Origin of the sequence: Caballeronia arvi (assembly GCF_001544695.2) — a bacterium.
Classification (GTDB): domain Bacteria; phylum Pseudomonadota; class Gammaproteobacteria; order Burkholderiales; family Burkholderiaceae; genus Caballeronia; species Caballeronia arvi.
This window is the reverse complement of the sequence record NZ_FCOM02000047.1, coordinates 1-19,301: the sequence shown is the minus strand read 5'-3', so window position 1 is coordinate 19,301 and position 19,301 is coordinate 1. Positions and strand designations below refer to the sequence as shown.

At 58.4% G+C, this 19,301-nt stretch carries 16 protein-coding genes and 2 pseudogenes; 10 read left to right on the top strand and 8 right to left on the bottom strand.

Going from position 1 to position 19,301, the window contains the following annotated elements:
- The first annotated feature begins 27 nt into the window (after window positions 1-27).
- The 6 genes from AWB74_RS33100 to AWB74_RS33075 all read left to right on the top strand — a co-directional run bounded on the left by AWB74_RS33100 (window position 28) and on the right by AWB74_RS33075 (window position 6,007).
- Window positions 28-804 carry an L-iditol 2-dehydrogenase gene (locus AWB74_RS33100; RefSeq protein WP_061150833.1) on the top strand — a complete coding sequence of 259 codons (777 nt, stop codon included), beginning with the start codon at window positions 28-30 and terminating at the stop codon, window positions 802-804.
- A gap of 110 nt (window positions 805-914) precedes the next feature.
- The gene (locus AWB74_RS33095) at window positions 915-2,243 is read left to right on the top strand and encodes an ABC transporter substrate-binding protein (RefSeq protein WP_061150868.1); all 1,329 of its coding nucleotides are present in this window, start codon (window positions 915-917) and stop codon (window positions 2,241-2,243) included.
- A gap of 82 nt (window positions 2,244-2,325) precedes the next feature.
- Window positions 2,326-3,264, top strand: a complete 939-nt coding sequence (locus AWB74_RS33090; RefSeq protein ID WP_061150832.1) for a carbohydrate ABC transporter permease — start codon at window positions 2,326-2,328, stop codon at window positions 3,262-3,264.
- Window positions 3,261-4,115, top strand: a complete 855-nt coding sequence (locus AWB74_RS33085) for a carbohydrate ABC transporter permease (RefSeq protein WP_061150831.1) — start codon at window positions 3,261-3,263, stop codon at window positions 4,113-4,115. The genes AWB74_RS33090 and AWB74_RS33085 overlap by 4 nt, the downstream gene beginning before the upstream one ends.
- 58 nt (window positions 4,116-4,173) lie before the next feature.
- Window positions 4,174-4,842 carry an HAD family hydrolase gene (locus AWB74_RS33080; RefSeq protein ID WP_061150867.1) on the top strand — a complete coding sequence of 223 codons (669 nt, stop codon included), beginning with the start codon at window positions 4,174-4,176 and terminating at the stop codon, window positions 4,840-4,842.
- A 46-nt stretch (window positions 4,843-4,888) separates the two neighbouring features.
- Complete coding sequence (locus AWB74_RS33075; RefSeq protein ID WP_061150830.1) at window positions 4,889-6,007, top strand: ABC transporter ATP-binding protein; 1,119 nt, start codon at window positions 4,889-4,891, stop codon at window positions 6,005-6,007.
- Window positions 6,008-6,700: 693 nt separating this feature from the next.
- Here AWB74_RS33075 and AWB74_RS33070 read toward each other — a convergent pair.
- The 7 genes and pseudogenes from AWB74_RS33070 to AWB74_RS33040 all read right to left on the bottom strand — a co-directional run bounded on the left by AWB74_RS33070 (window position 6,701) and on the right by AWB74_RS33040 (window position 15,193).
- Complete coding sequence (locus AWB74_RS33070; protein ID WP_061150829.1) at window positions 6,701-8,308, bottom strand: ABC transporter ATP-binding protein; 1,608 nt, start codon at window positions 8,306-8,308, stop codon at window positions 6,701-6,703.
- A gap of 13 nt (window positions 8,309-8,321) precedes the next feature.
- Window positions 8,322-9,155, bottom strand: a complete 834-nt coding sequence (locus AWB74_RS33065) for an ABC transporter permease (protein ID WP_061150828.1) — start codon at window positions 9,153-9,155, stop codon at window positions 8,322-8,324.
- 16 nt (window positions 9,156-9,171) lie between these two features.
- Complete coding sequence (locus AWB74_RS33060; RefSeq protein WP_235024773.1) at window positions 9,172-10,188, bottom strand: ABC transporter permease; 1,017 nt, start codon at window positions 10,186-10,188, stop codon at window positions 9,172-9,174.
- A 281-nt stretch (window positions 10,189-10,469) separates the two neighbouring features.
- Window positions 10,470-11,714: a M24 family metallopeptidase gene (locus AWB74_RS33055; RefSeq protein ID WP_200822068.1), complete on the bottom strand. Its 1,245-nt coding sequence runs from the start codon at window positions 11,712-11,714 to the stop codon at window positions 10,470-10,472.
- Between the two features lie 26 nt (window positions 11,715-11,740).
- Window positions 11,741-13,309: an ABC transporter substrate-binding protein gene (locus tag AWB74_RS33050; RefSeq protein WP_087039335.1), complete on the bottom strand. Its 1,569-nt coding sequence runs from the start codon at window positions 13,307-13,309 to the stop codon at window positions 11,741-11,743.
- 430 nt (window positions 13,310-13,739) lie between these two features.
- Window positions 13,740-14,219 (bottom strand): annotated as a pseudogene (locus AWB74_RS47495) (hypothetical protein); the annotation flags it as partial.
- A complete protein-coding gene (locus AWB74_RS33040; protein WP_061150825.1) occupies window positions 14,219-15,193 on the bottom strand; it encodes a GlxA family transcriptional regulator in 975 nt (324 codons plus the stop codon). The pseudogene AWB74_RS47495 and the gene AWB74_RS33040, both read right to left, overlap by 1 nt.
- Before the next feature lie 222 nt (window positions 15,194-15,415).
- Between AWB74_RS33040 and AWB74_RS46550 the strand changes: the two genes are divergently transcribed.
- A complete protein-coding gene (locus AWB74_RS46550) occupies window positions 15,416-15,577 on the top strand; it encodes a hypothetical protein (RefSeq protein WP_160110342.1) in 162 nt (53 codons plus the stop codon).
- Between the two features lie 84 nt (window positions 15,578-15,661).
- Window positions 15,662-15,823: a hypothetical protein gene (locus AWB74_RS46545; protein WP_160110341.1), complete on the top strand. Its 162-nt coding sequence runs from the start codon at window positions 15,662-15,664 to the stop codon at window positions 15,821-15,823.
- A 213-nt stretch (window positions 15,824-16,036) separates the two neighbouring features.
- Here AWB74_RS46545 and AWB74_RS33035 read toward each other — a convergent pair whose 3' ends face one another.
- Entirely contained in the window at window positions 16,037-17,611 is a 1,575-nt protein-coding gene (locus tag AWB74_RS33035; protein WP_407642499.1) for a methyl-accepting chemotaxis protein, read from the bottom strand.
- 519 nt (window positions 17,612-18,130) lie between these two features.
- On the opposite strand from AWB74_RS33035, the pseudogene AWB74_RS33030 reads away from it, so the two are divergent.
- Together AWB74_RS33030 and AWB74_RS33020 are read left to right on the top strand one after the other, a co-directional pair.
- Window positions 18,131-18,777 (top strand): annotated as a pseudogene (locus tag AWB74_RS33030) (TetR family transcriptional regulator).
- A 258-nt stretch (window positions 18,778-19,035) separates the two neighbouring features.
- Complete coding sequence (locus tag AWB74_RS33020; RefSeq protein WP_061150822.1) at window positions 19,036-19,278, top strand: type II toxin-antitoxin system CcdA family antitoxin; 243 nt, start codon at window positions 19,036-19,038, stop codon at window positions 19,276-19,278.
- Window positions 19,279-19,301: the final 23 nt, after the last annotated feature.

The following is a 19,301-nucleotide window of genomic DNA, read 5'->3' as shown; positions in this document are numbered from 1 at the left end:
TCGACGTTCAGCAAAAGGAGATGAAGGATGAAACTGCAAGACAAGATTGCCGTTGTTACCGGCGGCGCAACTGGAATCGGTGAGGCCGTCGTGCGGAGATACCTCAGCGAAGGCGCGAAAGTCGTCGTGGTCGACGTGAAGCCAAAAGCTGAGCTCGCAAAGACCTACGCCGGTGTAGATGAAGGTCAGATTCTCCTGGTTCAGGCGGACGTCACGAAGCGGGAGAGTATCGAGGCGATCGTCCAGTCTACAGTCGACCGCTTTGGACAAGTAGATATTTTGTTTAACAACGCAGCGATTTTCGACATGCGTCCGTTGCTCGACGAGTCCTGGGACATTTTCGATCGCGTCTTTGCCGTGAACGTGAAGGGGATGTTCTTCCTGATGCAGCGCGTTGCACAACACATGGTGGATCAAGGCGGCGGTGGAAAGATCATCAATATGGCGTCACAGGCCGGGCGGCGAGGTGAGGCGCTGGTGTCGCACTACTGCGCGAGCAAGGCTGCCGTCATCAGCTACACGCAGTCCGCCGCGCTCGCACTCGCGCCCCATCGCATCAATGTCAACGGCATCGCGCCGGGTGTCATCGACACACCGATGTGGAAGGACGTCGATGCGCTCTTCGCGCGCTATGAGAACCGTCCGATCGGCGAAAAGAAGCGCCTGGTGGGCGAGGCGGTCCCGTTAGGACGCATGGGACGTCCGGACGAGCTGACCGGCGCCGCAGTGTTTCTGGCCTCTGATGACGCGGACTACATAACCGCTCAGACGCTCAACGTGGACGGCGGGAACTGGATGAGTTGATTGTTTCTGGCGCCGGGGCGGGCGCACATAACCCCCCCCGCCCGGCTTAACGGCGTCGAGACAAGTGACGCGCAAACCGAAGTAAAAAACGAACGGAGACTCTCATGAAGATGAAAAACTCAACGCGTCGCGCGTTGATTCGCAAAGTTGCGCTCGCGGGCCTCTCGGTTTGCGCGGCACAAGTCGTCAGTGCGGCAAACGTGACCATCGCAACGCTGAACAATCCGGACATGCTGGAACTCAAAAAGCTTTCCACGAGTTTCGAGAAGGCGAACCCGGATATCAAACTGAACTGGGTGATTCTCGAGGAAAACGTGTTGCGCCAGCGTGCAACGACCGACATCACCACCAACAGCGGGCAGTTCGACGTGGTTGCAATCGGTACGTACGAAACGCCGCAGTGGGGCAAGCGCGGCTGGCTGGTGCCGATGAACAATCTGCCCGCTGATTACGATCTCGACGACGTCGTGAAAACCGCTCGTGATGGCCTTTCCTATAACGGCCAACTTTATGCGCTGCCGTTCTATGTCGAAAGCTCAATGACCTTCTACCGCAAGGATTTGTTCCAGGCAGCCGGTCTCAAGATGCCGGATCAACCGACTTACGACCAGATCAAGCAGTTCGCCGACAAGCTCACCGACAAGTCCAAAGGGCAGTATGGCATCTGTCTGCGCGGCAAGGCGGGCTGGGGCGAGAACATGGCGTACGTTTCGACGGTCGTGAACACCTACGGTGGGCGCTGGTTCGACGAGAACTGGAAAGCCCAGATCGACACGCCGGAGTGGCACAAGGCGATCACCTTCTACTCGGATCTGTTGAAGAACGACGGCCCCCCCGGAGCGAGTTCGAACGGCTTCAACGAGAACCTCACGTTGATGTCCTCCGGCAAGTGTGCAATGTGGATCGACGCGACCGTCGCTGCGGGCATGCTCTACAACAAGGCCCAATCGCAGGTGGCCGACAAGATTGGCTTCGCCGCGGCACCGACGGCCGTCACGCCGAAGGGCTCGCACTGGCTGTGGTCGTGGTCGCTCGCGATCCCCAAGACTTCGAAGTCGCAGGATGCTGCGAAGAAATTCGTGACGTGGGCAACGTCGAAGCAGTACATCGAGATGGTCGGAAAAGACGAGGGCTGGGCGTCGGTCCCCCCGGGCACCCGGAAGTCGACTTACGCACGTCCCGAGTACAAGCAGGCTGCACCGTTCGGCGAATTCGTGTTGAAGGCGATCGAAACGGCCGACCCGAACGACTCGTCGCTCAAGAAGGTGCCATACAGCGGCGTTCAATTCGTGGGCATCCCCGAGTTTCAGTCTTTCGGGGCAGTGGTGGGGCAGGCCATCGCGGGCGTCGTCGCTGGGCAAACCAGTGTGGACGCAGCGCTCAAGTCGGGCAACGCTGCCGCCGACCGCGCTGTGAAGCAGGCGGGTTATCAGAAGTAAGCCCCCGAAACCGTCTGTAGTAGCAAACGGGCAGCACCGCCTTCTGTCTACGGTGCTGCCCAACGCATCGAGAGGTGTCACGATGAGTCAACTGAATCCCCCTATCACCGATCATCACCTGGAGGACTCAGCCGCCGAGCGCGACAAGCGGCGCGCGAAGTCCGTGCGCTGGCTGATCACGCCATCGATCGGGCTGCTCTTCCTGTGGATGGCCATTCCGCTCGCGATGACGATATGGTTCTCGTTTTCGCGCTACAACCTGCTGAACCCCGATGTCAAAGGCTTCGCGGGTCTCGACAACTTCGAGTTCCTCGTTACCGACCCGGCGTTCGGGCCGTCCATCGGCCACACGCTGACGCTGATCATCTCGGTGCTCGTCATCACGGTGGTAGGCGGTGTGCTTCTCGCCGTGCTGTTCGACCGCAAGTTCCTGGGTCAAGGCATCGCGCGGCTGCTGGTGATCGCACCGTTCTTTGTGATGCCGACGGTCTCCGCGCTAATCTGGAAGAACATGATCCTGCATCCGGTGTACGGCCTGATCGCGGGGCTCATGCGCTCGATGGGTATGCAGCCGATCGACTGGTTCGCCGACTATCCGCTCTTTGCGGTGATCGTGATCGTCGCGTGGCAGTGGCTGCCGTTCGCGTTCCTGATTCTCTTCACGGCGATTCAGTCGCTCGACCAGGAGCAGAAGGAAGCGGCGCGCATCGATGGCGCGGGTCCGTTCGCGATGTTCTTCTTCATCACGCTGCCGCATTTGAAGCGGGCTATCGCCGTCGTCGTGATGATGGAAACCATCTTCCTGCTGTCGATCTTCGCGGAAATCTACACGACGACCGGCGGCGGTCCCGGCACTGCGACGACGAACTTGTCGTACCTGATCTACGCGCTCGGCCTGCAACAGTTCGATGTGGGTCTTGCCTCGGCGGGCGGCATTCTCGCGGTCATTCTCGCCAACATCGTCGCGTTTTTCCTCGTGAGAATGCTCGCGAGGAACCTCAAAGGGGAGTACGAGTCATGAGCAGCCATCATCCGGTAACCGGAACCACGTCGATGCCCGTGCTGGATCATGTGAAGCGCATCGTGCCGGGCATCGTCGCGTGGATCTTCTCCATCCTGTTGTTCTTCCCGATCTTCTGGATGACGATCACCGCGTTCAAGACCGAGCAGCAGGCGTATTCGTCGTCGCTGTTCTTCACGCCGACGCTAGAGAGCTTCCGCGAGGTGTTCGCGCGCAGCAATTACTTCGGCTTCGCGTGGAACTCGGTGCTGATCTCGGTGGGCGTCACGGTGCTCTGCATGATTCTCGCTGTGCCGTGCGCCTATGCGATGGCGTTCTTTCCGACCAAGAAGACGCAGTCGGTCCTGCTGTGGATGCTGTCCACGAAGATGATGCCGTCGGTCGGCGTGCTGGTGCCGATCTATCTGCTGTGGAAGAACACGGGCCTGCTCGATACCGTGACCGGCCTCGTGATCGTGTACACGCTCATCAATCTGCCGATCGCCGTGTGGATGGCCTTCACGTACTTCAACGAAGTGCCGAAGGACATCCTGGAGGCGGGCCGCATCGACGGTGCGACGACATGGCAGGAGATCGTCTATCTGCTGATGCCGATGGCGCTGCCCGGTCTCGCATCGACCGGCCTGCTGCTCATCATCCTGTCGTGGAACGAGGCGTTCTGGAGCATCAACCTGTCGAGCTCGAACGCGGCACCGCTGACGGTGTTCATCGCGTCGTATTCGAGTCCGGAAGGCTTGTTCTGGGCGAAGCTCTCGGCGGCTTCGCTGCTCGCGGTCGCACCCATTTTGATCGTAGGTTGGGTCTCGCAGAAGCAACTGGTGCGTGGCCTTACGTTTGGCGCGGTGAAGTGAGGAGCCGAGCGTGAATCTAGAACTGAGCGCTCATACCGACGAGCACGCCGACCTTTTGATGATCTGCGATTGCGACGGTGTGTTAATCGACAGCGAAGCCGTCGCGGCGAGGGTTTTGATCGAGCAACTGCATACGCTTTGGCCGAGTGAAGAACCCGAGCCGATCTTGATGCCGCTACTAGGGCTACGAATCGAGACAGTGCTCGCGCGGACGGCCGAGGCGCTTAACCGCTCGCTCGATGCGTTCCAAATAGAGCAGATCCGACGGGCCGTGGAGTCGGCGGCCGTGGAGGCCCCGGCGGTGCAGGGCGTGGCCCAGGCGCTAGGGAGCATTCCGCTTCGCAAAGCATGCGCGAGCAACAGCTCTTCGTCTTACGTCGAGGCGGCGCTCTTCCGCACAGGCCTCGTTCGCTTCTTCGGCGATCGGCGGTACACCGCGGATCTCGTTGCTCATCCGAAGCCCGCGCCAGACGTCTATCTCTTGGCCGCGCGCACGCTGCGAGTTCCGGTATCGCATTGCCTTGTTGTGGAGGACAGCGCTGCGGGGGTCGCCGCAGCGACGGCCGCAGGTATGTCCGTGCTCGGCTTCGTCGGTGGCGGGCACGCGACTGAGGGACAGGTCGCCGCGTTACAGGGCGCCGGGGCCAGTACCGTGTTTGACGACATGCGGATGTTGCCCGCGCTGGCTGCTGACTGGATCAACAACGCTGCTTTCGAAGTTCGCTAATGCCGGAGGCAAGGCCTACCGGCGATCGATGCATAGGAGACTTATCATGGCAAGCCTGACGCTGAGAAACATCAACAAACGATATGAAGAGATGGAGGTGATGCGTAGCGTCAACCTCGACATCAACGACGGGGAGTTCGTTGTTTTTGTCGGCCCGTCCGGTTGCGGCAAATCCACGCTGATGCGCATGATCGCGGGATTAGAGGACATCAGCGGTGGTGACCTGATGATCGACGGCGAGCGAGTGAACGAACTCCCGCCGGCTAAGCGTGGAATCGCGATGGTGTTTCAATCGTACGCGCTCTACCCGCATATGTCGCTCTACGACAACATGGCATTCGGCCTCAAGCTCGCAGGCGAGAAGAAGCCTGCAATTGACGCGGCCGTCAAGAACGCCGCGAAGATTCTGCACATTGACCACCTGTTGGATCGCAAGCCGAAGGCACTTTCGGGCGGGCAGCGCCAGCGCGTGGCGATCGGTCGCGCGATCACGCGCAAGCCAAAGGTATTTCTCTTCGATGAGCCGCTTTCGAACCTTGACGCCGCTCTGCGCGTAAAGATGCGCCTCGAATTTGCGCGCCTTCACGATGATTTGAAGACGACGATGATCTACGTGACGCACGATCAGGTGGAAGCGATGACGCTGGCCGACAAGATCGTAGTGTTGTCGGCCGGCAATATCGAACAGGTTGGAACGCCGAACGAGCTCTATCACATGCCGGCGAACAAGTTTGTAGCGGGCTTCATCGGCTCGCCCAAAATGAATTTCCTGTCGGGCACGATCGCTGAGGTGCAGAACGGAGGCGTACTCGTGAATTATGCGACCGGCGAGACTCAACGGGTTGCCGTGCTGCCCGGCAATGCCAAACCCGGTGACGCGGTGACGGTTGGTATTCGCCCGGAACACCTGCTGCCTAATGCACCGAGCGCTGATACATACGGCGTCTCGGCGACCACAATGACCGTCGAGTCGCTCGGTGACGCGGCTTACCTCTATGCCGAATCGGATGTGGCTTCAGATGGATTGATTGCGCGAATTCCGCCCCTCGAGAAGCACGCGCGCGGCCAACAAGTGAAGCTTGGGACGTCGCCTGACCATTGCCATTTGTTCAACGCAGAAGGGATAGCGTTCCAGAGAAATGTTCTTGACGCAATGGCGGCCTGAACCGATTCTTCCAGAGTAGGCTATTCCTTCCGAAGATCGGCGACCTAGAGAGCGGGGGCGGCGCGTAAGCAAACCCTATGTCAGCACGGCGCCGGGGTCTAGCCCCTTCCCCGAGGCACGACGGTTAGGCGCTGATCAGCTTTGCCCTGAAAGGACGTCGCGCTGATCATCCGTGCAATTCGCGCATCCTCTTCTTTGGGGCTCACTGGGACCACTGTGCTATGTGCAGCTGAGAAGGCCTCGCCAATTGCTGACGATTGGGGCGCAATCCAGCGACGTGTTCTAGGGAGCCGATTCTCCGAGGTGCTAAATGTTATGGAGGACTGCTACGATTGTGCCCAACGCTACAATTTGCCATGACAAAGAGAAGACTCAGGAGATGAAAGGTGCCCCGGTCAAAATCTCGAGCCACCGCGCGCTCCCGACAAGCGCGGCTTCCTAAACACATGCTCTTACCCCTCCGACACCTATGTCCGTGAGCAGTCGCTGGTATCTCATATGGCTCTGGTGGGATGGTGGGATGTAGTACCCCAGAAGGTTATCGTCATGGCCTTCATGAACTAATCCGTATCACGTATCCGGCGTTCGGTTTGGCGTGGAATACGCACTATACGAAGGAACTTCGCAACGAAGCGGTCACCGGAGCTTGACCAGTGACCCATTAAAACCCGCTTGTCAAAATGAGGGAGGTCCTTATAGGCGGTTCACCAGCACCTCCCCAAGCCAGTCCACCCGCATCTCTGGCACGGCATTGATGAGCTTCTGGGTGTAGGGGTGTTCGGGGTTGTCGAAGATCTTGTCGGTCTGGTCGAACGCCACGAACTTGCCCTGCAGCATCACGGCGGTGCGGTGGGCAATGCGATGCACCACGTCCAGATCGTGCGTGATCAGCAGATAGGACAGACCTAGTTCACGCTGCAGCTTGCGCAAGAGTGTGAGAATTTCCTCCGCCACCAGAGGGTCAAGCGCCGAGGTGGGTTCGTCCAGGATGATCATGTCGGGACGGGCTGCCAAGGCGCGCGCAATACACACGCGCTGCTTCTGTCCGCCCGAGAGTTGGCCGGGCCTGCGCGAGAGGAACTCGTGCGGCAGTTCCACCAAGTTGATCAGCTCCTTGGCGCGCGCTTCCGCTTCAGAGCGACTTGCGCCAAAGTAGAATTCCACCGGGCGGCCGATGATGTCCATAAGCGTCTGGCGTGGGTTGATGGCCACGTCAGGAATCTGGTACACGAGCTGGATGCGTTGCTTGAGCTCTTTGCTGCGCTCCTTGAGGCTGTGCGGCAAGGCCTTGCCTTGGAAGACGATCTCGCCACTGCTGGGGGGCAGCAGGCCCGTAATCACGCGCGCCAGCGTCGACTTGCCCGAGCCCGACTCGCCCACCACGGCCACAGTTTCCCCCTTCTTGAGATCCAGGCTCACGCCCTTGACCACGTGGAAGCTGCCGTAAGAGGCATGGCAATCCTTGATAGACAGCACCGTCTTGTCGACCTCAACCGTGCCTAGCGCAGCGCGCTCGCTGGCGGCCGCACCGCGCACCGCCACTAGGCGGGCGGTGTATTCCTGCTTGGCATCGTGCAGGATTTGAACCGTGGAGCCTTGCTCCACTTCCTTGCCATGGCGCAGCACCTTGATGCGGTCCGCCACCTGGGCCACCACGGCCAGGTCGTGGGTGATGTAGATAGCCGCCGTCTTGTACTCGTGAATGAGCGACTTGAGCAGGATCAGCACTTCAATCTGCGTGGTCACGTCTAGCGCGGTAGTGGGCTCATCCAGGATCAGCACGTCGGGGCGGCAGGACATTGCCATGGCAGCCATGGCGCGCTGCAACTGGCCACCAGACGCCTGGTGCGGATAGCGCCCACCAAAGTTGTCGGGGTCGGGCAGGTCCAGCGAGCGGAATAGCTGGCGCGCCCAAGTTTCGGCCTCGATCCGGGTCATCAGCTTGTGAATGGTGGGAGCCTCGCACACCTGGTCCATTAGCGTGTGGGCCGGGTTAAAAGCAGCAGTGGCGCTTTGGGCAATGTAGGCAATGCGCTTGCCGCGCATGCCGCGGCGGCCATCGGCGTTCAGGGCGCGGATGTTGGTGCCGCCTAGGATCACCTCGCCAGCGGCAATGTGCACGCCGGCGCGGGCGTAGCACATGCTCGACAAGCCAATCGAGGATTTACCTGCGCCGCTCTCACCAATCAGACCCAGCACCTCGCCCTTTTTGAGCGAGAGTCCAACGTTGTCCACGATGGTGCTGCCCGAAATGCTTTCTAGGCGCAGGTTCTTGATTTCCAGGATCATTTGATCGTTCATACCCAGAGCTTCCTTACAGTTCTGCTTGTGCGCCCGAGGGGCGTGCGTCGATGGACAGCATCCAGTCCACCACCTGATTTACCGACACGGTGAGCAAAGCAATAGCAGCAGCGGGGTAGATGGGGGCCATCATGCCGAAGTTGATGGCTGCGGCGTTCTCGCGCACCATGCCGCCCAAATCGGCGTATGGCGGCTGAATGCCCAAGCCCAGGAAGGACAGGCCAGCAATGAACAGGAAGTTGAAGCAAAAGCGCAGGCCAAACTCCGAGACCAGCGGCGCCCAGGCGTTGGGCAGGATCTCGCGACGGATGATCCACCACAGGCCTTCGCCGCGCAGGCGCGCAGCCTCCACGTACTCCAGCACCGCGAGGTTCATGCCAAGCGCACGCGCCAGACGGAACACGCGGGTGGAGTCGAGCACGGCAATGGTGAGAATCAGCACCGGAATGCTGGAACCGAACACGCCCAGGATGATCAGCGCGAAAATCAGATTGGGAATGGACAGCATCACGTCCACCAGGCGGGTGAAGAAAAGGTCCACCCAACCACCCCGCACGGCGCCGATAAAGCCCAGCACGATGCCGATGAAGAACGACAGTAGGGTAATGGCCAAGGCCACGCCAATGGTCATGCGCGAGCCATACATGATGCGGGTTAGCATGTCGCGACCAATCTGGTCGGCGCCCAGCAGCATGGTCATGGAGGGCTCATTCCAAGTGCTGCCCACGTTTTGCGACTGCCCGTAGGGAGCCAACAAGGGAGTCAAAACCGAAGCAAAAATGAAGATCGACATCACGGTCAGGCCGAACCAGGCCGACAGGGTGGGTTTGTGTCCGAAGATTTTCATGGGACTGTCCTTGGCATCAGCGCTTGTGGCGCAAACGGGGGTTGACCAGAATGACCAAAATGTCCGCCAAGGTGTTGAGCACCACGAACACGGCGGCAAACATCAAGCCACAGGCTTGCACCACGGGCACGTCTCGCTTGGCGACGGCATCGACCATGAGTTGCCCCATGCCCGGATAGACGAACACCGCCTCGATCACCACCACACCAACCACCAAATACGCCATGTTGAGCGCCACTACAGTGATGATGGGAGCGGCTGCGTTGGGCAGTGCGTGGCGTACGATTACGCGGCCGCGTCGGGCGCCCTTGAGAAAGGCCATTTCTATATAGGCTGTGGACATGACCGACAGCACAGAGCTGCGGGTCATGCGCAGCATGTGCGCGGCCACCACCACCGTAAGCGTTAAGGCCGGCAGCGTGGTTTGGTAGACGCGCTCGGTGAATGGCATGTCCTTGTAGACTGTAGACAGCGAGGGCAGCCAGTGCACGTCCACGGCCAGGAAGATGATGAGCAGGTAGGCCGCGAAGAATTCGGGCAGCGAAATAGCTGTCAGCGTGATGATGTTGGATAGCTTGTCGATGAGCTTGCCTTCGTTGATAGCCGAGAGAATACCCAGGCCCACCGCCAGGGGGATGGCAATCAGCGCGGCATAGCCTGCCAGAAACATGGTGTTGGCCAGGCGGGGGGCAATTTCATCCAGGATCACACGCTTGTTGGTCAGCGCAACACCTAGGTCACCATGCAGTGCGCCAGTGAACCAGTTGAAGTAACGCATGTAAGCGGGCAAATCCAGCCCCAGTTCCTTACGGAAGATCACCAATGCCTCGGGGGTGGCGTCCTGGCCGAGAACGGCGGAAGCCACGTCACCCGGCAGGATCTGGGTGCACACGAAGATCAGCACGGAAACTGCAAGGAGTGTCCCCGCTCCCAGCAGCAGTCTGCTTAATATCAATTTCGCCATGGTGTACTCATTCAAGTTGCCCAGCGAAAAAAAAATCTGGCGCCTTAGAGTGCGTTGGAGTATCTGCATACTGGATTTCCCCACTACAAAAAATTCTTGCAAGCGCGTTAAGAGATGTTGAAGTAATTGAATTACCCATCGGGCCCGATCGCGCTAAAAGATATTTACCGGAAGATAGCTAATATTAATACTGTCAATACTTGAAGCACCCTAGTTTATGCTTGAATAGTGCACCTGATCGCTCTTGTTTCTGAGATGTATCAGCGCGATTCTGGATTCCCTTACTGAGACTGAGCCACCGCGAATTTATGAGTTTCCTACGAGAGAGGATTAACGGAGAGCGGCTCAATTTACGCCAGCAGCTGTGCATCGAACGGATAGGATGTTAGCGGCACCGGGCCGTTCGCGGTGACCAAAACTATCTCCTCCAATTTAACGCCCTCTTTGCCAGTGTTATGACCGATGTAACTCTCCACACACAAGGTCATGTTCTCTTCTATGATCCCGTCGTAGCCCTTCGCATCAAAGTCTTCGGCATAGGGTACATAAGGGTACTCATTACTGAGTCCGGTGCCATGGATCAGCGACATGTAGCGATTCCCTGCGAACCGCGAAGGCATAAACCAACTCGCTGCGGAAAATTCTCGAAACGAGACACCAGGCTTCAGCAAAGCCATATTTGTCTGGATTTGCTCATACGCAAGGCTGTAGAGTTCACGCTGTTCGGCCGTAGGCTTTTTATCGCCACAGAGGAAGGTACGCGACATATCCGTGAAGAAGCCGCTTTCACCGATCATGTCGGTGTCTACGGCTAACAGATCGCCGTTGGCCACCGCATGGTCGCCGGATTCCTGGTACCAGGGGTTGGTACGAGGCCCCGCAGTGAGAAGGCGGGTTTCCAAATACTCTCCGCCTCCAGCGAGATTGCCTTCACTAAGGATTGCCAGCAACTGGTTCTCGGTGATGCCGGGCTGCAGCGCCTGCTGCACGCCGAGCAGGCTGCGTTCACACCCAACGATGGCAGCTCGCATGCTGGATATCTCGTCGGGGGACTTTATAGCCCGCGCTCTTTCGGCCACTTCCTGACCGTCCTGGATCTTGATACCCAAGGCCGTGAGGGCTGCATAGCCTTCGGGATTGGTACGGTCCACGGCCAAGTTTCGATTTCCTGCGCCGTATGTGTCAAGCAGATCCGACAGTTCACGGGCCCACCGCGCGACGCGCTCTGAAACCCGGGGACCTGCAGTGAAGTAGAACCAGCCCGTGGCAACGCGAGTTTCTTGAATAGTCTCCAAGCCGTGCGTCAGGTGTTCACAGCCGCTGAATTCGAACATTATCGTTGGACCGTCTGTCGCGACAAACACGTAGCGCGCAGGATTACGTTGGCACCACACTTGCATGTTCCGACTGCCGGTTGCGTAACGGATGTTGACGGGATCGCAAAACAGGCCCGCCGCGTAGTCACGCTTGCGCAGCTCGGCACGCAGTCGTTCTATGCGATGTTGCCGAATACGGACGGCCTCGGGCGAGGCGTCATTGGCCCGCAAGTGTTCAGAGCGCGGAGCATTCATTTCTGTCGAATGGGGGGAGTTCATTGGCAAATATCAAATATGACGGATACTCAGAGAAACCAGCCTTTTTCCGCTAGGCGGTTGTCGTTCATGTCGTAGCGTGGATGGGGCTCCAGGCCAGCTAGCCTGGTCGAGCAGCCGTCCAATTGGTCGCCAATGGCGAAACAGATCATTCCGGATTCTTCTGACACCAACGCTTGGCATTCTGCGTACATCTGTTGGCGTTTGGCCTCATTTATCTCCACCCGTGCATTCATCAAAAGTTGGTCAAGTTTTGGGTTGGCATATCGCGTGTCATTCCAGGTATTGCCAGTTTGAAATTCCTGGCTCAACTGCAAATCTGCCGTTGGCCGTGTTGACCAAAAAGCCGCACAGAAGGGCTCCTTCAACCAAACGTTGGACCAGTAGCCATCGCCGGAGACACGTTTGACTTCCAAGCTCATCCCCGCTTGCTTGAGAGACTCTTGAAACAACACTGCGGCATCTATGGCGCCATTGAAGGCACCTTCAGATGCCTTGAGTTGGATGGGGCCACTAAAGCCTGACTTCTTGAAGTGAAAGGTGGCTTTATCGGGATCGTAGGGGCGTTGAATTTGATGAGGGTTGTAGTATTTGTTGCGTGGACTGATTGGCTGATCGTTGCCTACCGTGGCGTAGCCGGAAAATACGTTTTGAACGATCTTGTTGCGATCGATTCCGTACTTCATGGCCAGCATCAAGTCCCTGTTCTTGAAAGGATCCCGGTCGGTCTGCGCCACAAACGCAAACCGCGGTCCTGCGGCTTTGCTTCGCACAATCTTGAGGCTGCTGTTCTTGGTCAGAAACCCGACCGTCTTGGGGTCCAGTCGGTTAACAGCATCCACCTGACCCGTCATGAAGGCTTGTGTCCGTGCTGCGCTATCTCCGATGTAACGGATTTCGACTGTGTCGAAATTGCCCCGGCCGGGCTTCCAGTAGTTGCCGGGCTTGCGTTTGGCCACCACGCGTGTGCCAGGACTGAACTCAACCAAGGTATAGGCGCCGGTACCATCGGGCTTGGAAAAATCGGTTGTCCCAGCCGGCACGATCATGAGGTGGTAGTCGGAGAAAACATACGGCAAGTCGGCGTTGCCGGACGATAAGGTGATATGGATCTGGTTGGATGACGTCTTTTTCATCTCCTTGATGGGCTCCAGAATGGTCTTGGCAGGAGATTTGGATTCACCGCGATGCAAATTCAGCGAGTAGATGACGTCATCTGCATCCAGCGTTTTCCCAGACGTGAAGGTGATGCCTTTGCGGATATTGAAGATCCACTCGGTCGCCCCCGGCTTGGACTCCCAACTCTCAGCCAATTCCGGCGTGGCGTTGCCTGCAGCATCAATTTCCACTAGGTTGTTCCAGAACATAAGGCAGTAAGCCACAGGAATCATCGACGTAATGGTGCGGGGATCCAAGGAGTCCGATACCGATCCGCCGTCCATTCCGAGGCGCAGGGTGCCACCTTTTTTGGGCGTGCCTTGAGCAAAGGCAAAACCGCTACCTGTCAGGGCGGAGATGCCCAGCGCGGCGGCGCCGATAATCACTTGGCGTCGGCCAATAAGGATTGGGGACTTTGAATCCTTTCCAGCTGTAGTCATTTGCAATACCTCCGATCAAGGTCAAAAGCTGTGCCAGTACCGGTATCGTTGCCTTGCACATTGGCTGCACATCTCGTGTCGCAAGCGAAGGTCAGCAGGCATACAGAGAGTATTCCCGCGACCTCGCGCGCCATGACGAAAATTCGCCAACTTGCATCAAAAATGCGACAAGCTCCAATAGGGCTTTCTCGCGTAGGCAGCCTATCGGCGTTTATGCGTCTAGGCGTCTGGAGATCAAAACATTCCCCGCAAATCCCGATGGTCGGCAGTAGCAGGTAGCGACGCCGGCAGTGGTGAACGCGTTCACCACTGCCGGTCTTCATGGGGCGGTTGCAGTGATCAAACCACGCTCAGAAGTCGTCGTAGGCACATTTTCTCTGTATGTCCTGCCTTACCGGGCTTGCATGGCTCCCGTAGCTCATCGCTTCGCGTGGCGGCCGATTTTGGCTTTAAGCTTGTTACCGTCCACAGCGATGGTGCCCAGCTTGATCAGGCCCACCTCGCGAGCCAGGCGCACGATCCAGGTGAAGAGTTCGGTGAATTCCTCTAGGTGTCGGGGCCGAAAGTCGTAGATGGTACGGTGGGCGGGGAAGTGGTGCGCCCCCGACATCCGAAAGGCTTCCTTGCGATCTTGCGCGAGATGAAGCACCCGGTGGCATAGGCGTAGACCAGGACTTTGACTATCAAGGCCAGGTGCAGGGGATGGTTGTGGGCGCCGCCGCTGGCGCAGCGCGCGCGGAAGGCACTCAGATTAAGGCTGTCGACAGTGTCGCTGATGAAATTAGGCTAGGTGGCTCGGCGGGAGCCAGTCTTGCAGGGCGGACGGTAGCAGTTGCTGTGGCTCGGGGTGGTAGGGGGATAGATGTTGCTCAGGCCAACATTCGGCAGACTTCGTGCCGGGATTCGTCACTAAGTTGGGCTTCGGTCGCCTACACTCATAGGTCTTTCGAGACCGGGACTGCGACCATATCGCTTTATGTAGGCGGCTCCCAAATGCGAGGCGGATGAGAATCCGCAACGCATTGCAATAGATGCTTTCGATTCGGTGCTTTCTCTCAGGAGTCGCCTGGCTTCGGCCAACCGAAGGTTGACGTAGAAGGTCTTTGGACTACATTCGAAGATCTGTCGCCAGAGCCTTTCCAACTGACGCACTGAAAGGCTGCACAGCGCCGCCATCTCGTCAAGTGAGATAGGGGACTCCAGGTTTTGCTCCATCAACTCGACGGCTTTTACGATCCGTGCGTCATGGATGTGGTATCTCAAATTGACAGCCATCCGCTGAAACTCGTCCGCGCCTCGGATGCGAGAATGCAGTAAGACGTCGGCAACCTCGGCAGCGAATACCACACCATGGTCTGCGGAAATTTGGTCAAGCATTAGATCGATGCCAGCCGTTCCTCCTGCGCATGTAAGTCGACTGCGATCGCGTACATACAACTCACGCTGGACCTCGATACCCGGAAATTCTTCGGAAAATTGGCGAAGTGCCTCCCAATGCAAGGTGCACCGGTATCCCCGCAGAAGGCCTGCACGGGCCAGCACAAAGCTGCCGGTGCTCATTGCGCCAATGCCAACACCCTTGCCCGCCGCGAGTTGCAGATACCGGTGGATTGCAGGATCCCGATGCGTCTCATGGCCAAAGCCAGCGATCACAAATATCCAGTCGAATTCCTTGGAAAGCTTATTCTGGATTGAAGCTGTCTCGAGCGCAAAGCCACTGCTCGAACTGATGGGACTCCCTGTTGCGGACAACAAATGCCAGCGATACAGCTGCTCACCGCTTAGTCGATTTGCCATTCTCAAAGGCTCCGTGGCCGAAGCCAGCGTCATCATCGAATATTCGGGCAAAAGCAGAAATCCGAAATTCAAGGGAATTGCCGCCATTCCAATCCTTTGTTGTTGACGTCGATCGTATCTCGACAATGCGTTCAACACAATTTTGACGGCTTTTTCCCGAGAAGGCCTGACCTTGATTCCCGTTCCTTTTTCCGGTTGAGGCTCCTATGCCTCGCACGGCTTTGCCTTGACTGCCGTAAAAACGCGTTACGTCAGTCGTTTTCGACCGGTTCCGTCGGGGGCGGATCTCATGCGGCGACGGGCGCTTTCGTGTCGATCAACAACGGTCTCATCACGCAGTCGCATTCGACCGGAACGGTGGGCGGATCGGGCGTCGGCGGCCTCGTCTACGCCAACAATAGCAACGGCGTAATCAACGAGTCGTTCGCTGCCGGACTTGCGTCCACAGGTGGGCTGGCGGACCCGCAATGAGGCATCGCCGCATACAACCACGGCAGCATTCACAACAACGTCTACTGGAACAAGGACACGACGACACAGACCAGTGCGGTTGGGATGAACACTGGCACGGCGCCGCCCAATTCAAACGGCCTCAGCACGGCGCAGATGAGCAACGCGTCGAACTTCCTGGACTGGAACATTTCCGCCGGCGGCGTATGGGCGATGCCCGCGGGCGCGACACATCCCGTGTTGCAGTGGCAGCGGACGCGGTTTTGAAGTGTTTTGGTTTGAGCACTCGCCGTCAAGCCTCATGTTACTTTTGACCGATGTGACAAGAACGGCCATGGAGCGGCGCGGATGATTGAGGGAAGAAAAGAGGCAGGCTGAGAGTCAACTCTCGCCTGTCTGGATGGATATCACTGTGAAGGAACAGGGCGTTAGGCGTTATTGCGGTGAGAAAAGGCCGATATGCGTTGTTGCTCATCGACCTCAGTGTGTCGCCAAACGGAAGAACGACACGGCGTCGGTCAAGCGGCGCCCTTGCTCATCGAGGGATTGCGATGCTGCTGCCGCTTCCTCGACGAGTGCCGCATTCTGCTGCGTGACCTTATCCATTTGCGAGATCGCCTGACTCAATTGCTCGATGCCGCGGCTCTGTTCGGTCGATGCCGCTGCGATCTCGTTCATGATGTCGCGCACTTTCGAGACGGCGTGCAAGACCTCGGACATCGTCGTGCCCGCTTCGCCGGCGAGGGTCGAGCCTTCCGTGATGCGGTTCACTGAGGCCCCGATCAGCTCCTTGATCTCCTTGGCCGCACTCGAGGATCGCTGCGCGAGACTGCGCACCTCTGAGGCCACCACCGCGAAGCCGCGTCCTTCCTCGCCCGCGCGCGCCGCTTCGACGGCCGCGTTCAGGGCAAGGATGTTGGTCTGGAACGCGATGCCTTCGATCATGCCGGTGATGTCCGCGATCATCGAAGAGCGCGCGCTGATGTCCGTCATCGTTTCGATCATGCGGCTCACGGCCGCGTTGCCGTGTTGCGCGACGGCCGATGCGTTCGCGGACAATACATTGGCGTGTTGTGCGTGCTCAGCGTTCTGGCGTACTGCGGAAGTCAGTTCTTCCACGCTGGACGCCGTTTCTTCGAGCGCCGCGGCCTGCTCTTCGGTGCGTGTCGACAGGTCGACGTTGCCCGTTGCGATCTGGCTTGAACCGGTCGCGATGCTGTCGGCGGAAGCACGCACATTGCCGATCAGTTCGACGAGGTTCTTCTGCATCGTGCTCATCGAGGCGAGCACGCTGTTGGCGGGCGCTTTCTGTGCACCCGCGACCGGACTCAAATCGCCGTCGGCAACGCGTTTCGCGACGTCGCTCAGCGTATCCGGCTCCGCGCCGAGCGCGCGCAGAATGCTGCGCGTGATGACAATGCCTGCGAGGATCGCCGAGAGCACAGCGAGCGCGCACACGCCGAGCAGCATCATGCGCGAGAGGGCGTAATGCGCCGCTGATTCCGCGACGAGCTGTGCTTCGCGCGCGTGCGTCATGTCCGAGTAGTCTTGCGTCGCCTTGACGAGCGCGGCGAGCAGGGGACGACATTCGTCGTTCATGTGGGCGATAGCCTCGTCGTGCTTCCCCTTGAGCGCGAGGTCGACGATGTTGAGCGCGACAGGTCCATACAGCGACTCCACTCGATTGATCTCTGCCACGCGAGCCCGCACATCGGGCGGCACATCCATCGCACGCTCGACCAACTCGTTAAATTTGCGCAGATCGCGCTGCACGTCCTCATGCGCCTGGACGACGGCGGCCTTCTCGAGTTCGAGATCGGCAGGCTTCGTGACGAGCACGAGGTTGCGCGCCGCAATGGCGCGGCGGTCGACGGCGGTGCGCACGCTTGCCGCGAGACCGGCGCGCGCATTGATGCCGTCGACGAATGATGAGAAACGTTGATTCGATTCATGCAGCGCGTCGATCGAGAGCGCCGCGACGATCAGCAGGGCGCCCGTGAGCATGCCGAAACCGATCGCCAGTCTGGTTTTTACTCGCATTCCGTGGCGTTTCACGTTCTTCCTTTCTTGGTCGCTTGAATGGGATTCATTCGCGCATCGTCCTTGCGCGAGTCATGGCCTGCTAAAAGCCTTGATATGGATTACGGCAAGGTCGCCGCGGACTTTTAGATTGACGAAACCTGAACGTCATGCGGCAAACGTTTGTTGTTGTCCTTAATTTGTAACAGAGAAGGTGGGGTCAGTGGACTGTGAAAGGCATTTGAATCTTCGGGCGGCCAACGCGGCCCCTCGACATCCAGATCGTTCACATAACACAAGTCGGATCGCATTCGCTGACAAGCCAGAGAGGCAAAAAAGCTAAGACTTCGGGTTTGGGGTCAGCGGCGTGGAACGCTCCGAGCCGCCCCCGCCGTTGACCGAATTCCGAGTCGTCGACTGCAAGCAGTCTTTGCGGCGGCTCATTCTGAATCGGCGCAATGGCAAGGTAGGCAGCCGATCGGTGATTGTGCCAATGACGCACGGCTTAAATGCAGCTATTAATTAACTGTCGCAATCCGGAGCGGGAGCCACGCGATGAACGATCACCGAGTCAAACGAGATCCCGAAGGAACGCGACGCCGTATTCTCGAAGCCGCCACCGAGCAGTTCGCGAAGTTCGGGCTCGCGGGCGCACGGGTCGACGCCATCGCCGCAGCGGCAGGCACGAACGAGCGCATGCTCTATTACTACTTCGAGAGTAAGGAGGGGCTGTACGTGGCGGTGCTCGAAGCGATGTATGCGCGGTTCGCAGCACAAGAGGGGAGTCTGGAGCTGTCGGGTCTCTCACCGCCGCGGCAATACGTGAATTGGCGCAGTCGATCTGGACGTACCTACGTGAGAATCCGCAGTGGCTGAGCCTCATCAACAACGAAAATTTGCACGAAGGCCGATATCTTGAGCGCTCAAGCAAATTGGGCAAGACCCTCTCTCCGGTAATCGACCTTGTGCGCGTCACGATCGAACGAGGTGTCGCAGCAGGAGAGTTTCGGCACGGCATCGACCCGCTGGACTTCTACGTGACGCTGGTGGGGATGGGCTACTACATCGTGTCCAATCGCTTTACGCTGCAAGCATTCACAGGCCGGAACTACGGTGAACACCACCGCCATGCGTCGATTTCAAACCTGCATGTGGACATGCTGCTTGCGTACCTGCGGCGGGCCTCGCATACGGTCGACTGAGCTCCCGTACGAGACGACCCAAGCGTTCGCGATGGGCAACCATCACGCGGTCGGCGCGAGTGAGACGGTGCTGTCGAGCGAGGCCGACCCTGAGTCGTCAACCCGGGCGGTGGCTTCTTGCTTCCAGATTATTATTCAGGGTCGCAATCTTATAGTTTCACGGGAAACGCGTAAAAAAACATACGGATGCGTTGCCGGGTGCAAGTGGGCTATCATGTTGATGATCATGCGCATGAACGCCAACATAAAGGAGGGCTCATGGGAAACTTAGCCGCACCGGGACCGAGAAAGGCGACGAATGTCACGCTACCGGTTGATGTCTATGAGCGCGCAAAAGATCTCGGCATCAACTTTTCGCGCACGTGTGAGCAGGCGTTGCGAGAAGCCATCAAGGCCGAAGAGGGCCGCCGGTGGGCAGAGGCGAATGCCGAATTCATCAAAAACACTAATGAATGGGTCGAAAAGAACGGATTGCCCCTTGCTGAATACCGGATGTTTTGATGGCGCGATTCGACGTCTATGCG

Bases quoted from the DNA above. Each gene is read 5' to 3' on its own strand.
- AWB74_RS33100 (WP_061150833.1), top strand. From the start codon at position 28: ATGAAACTGCAAGACAAGATTGCCGTTGTTACCGGCGGCGCAACTGGA.
- AWB74_RS33095 (WP_061150868.1), top strand. From the start codon at position 915: ATGAAAAACTCAACGCGTCGCGCGTTGATTCGCAAAGTTGCGCTCGCG.
- AWB74_RS33090 (WP_061150832.1), top strand. From the start codon at position 2,326: ATGAGTCAACTGAATCCCCCTATCACCGATCATCACCTGGAGGACTCA.
- AWB74_RS33085 (WP_061150831.1), top strand. From the start codon at position 3,261: ATGAGCAGCCATCATCCGGTAACCGGAACCACGTCGATGCCCGTGCTG.
- AWB74_RS33080 (WP_061150867.1), top strand. From the start codon at position 4,174: ATGATCTGCGATTGCGACGGTGTGTTAATCGACAGCGAAGCCGTCGCG.
- AWB74_RS33075 (WP_061150830.1), top strand. From the start codon at position 4,889: ATGGCAAGCCTGACGCTGAGAAACATCAACAAACGATATGAAGAGATG.
- AWB74_RS33070 (WP_061150829.1), bottom strand. From the start codon at position 8,308: ATGAACGATCAAATGATCCTGGAAATCAAGAACCTGCGCCTAGAAAGC.
- AWB74_RS33065 (WP_061150828.1), bottom strand. From the start codon at position 9,155: ATGAAAATCTTCGGACACAAACCCACCCTGTCGGCCTGGTTCGGCCTG.
- AWB74_RS33060 (WP_235024773.1), bottom strand. From the start codon at position 10,188: ATGCAGATACTCCAACGCACTCTAAGGCGCCAGATTTTTTTTTCGCTG.
- AWB74_RS33055 (WP_200822068.1), bottom strand. From the start codon at position 11,714: ATGAACTCCCCCCATTCGACAGAAATGAATGCTCCGCGCTCTGAACAC.
- AWB74_RS33050 (WP_087039335.1), bottom strand. From the start codon at position 13,309: ATGACTACAGCTGGAAAGGATTCAAAGTCCCCAATCCTTATTGGCCGA.
- AWB74_RS33040 (WP_061150825.1), bottom strand. From the start codon at position 15,193: ATGGCGGCAATTCCCTTGAATTTCGGATTTCTGCTTTTGCCCGAATAT.
- AWB74_RS46545 (WP_160110341.1), top strand. From the start codon at position 15,662: ATGAACACTGGCACGGCGCCGCCCAATTCAAACGGCCTCAGCACGGCG.
- AWB74_RS33020 (WP_061150822.1), top strand. From the start codon at position 19,036: ATGGGAAACTTAGCCGCACCGGGACCGAGAAAGGCGACGAATGTCACG.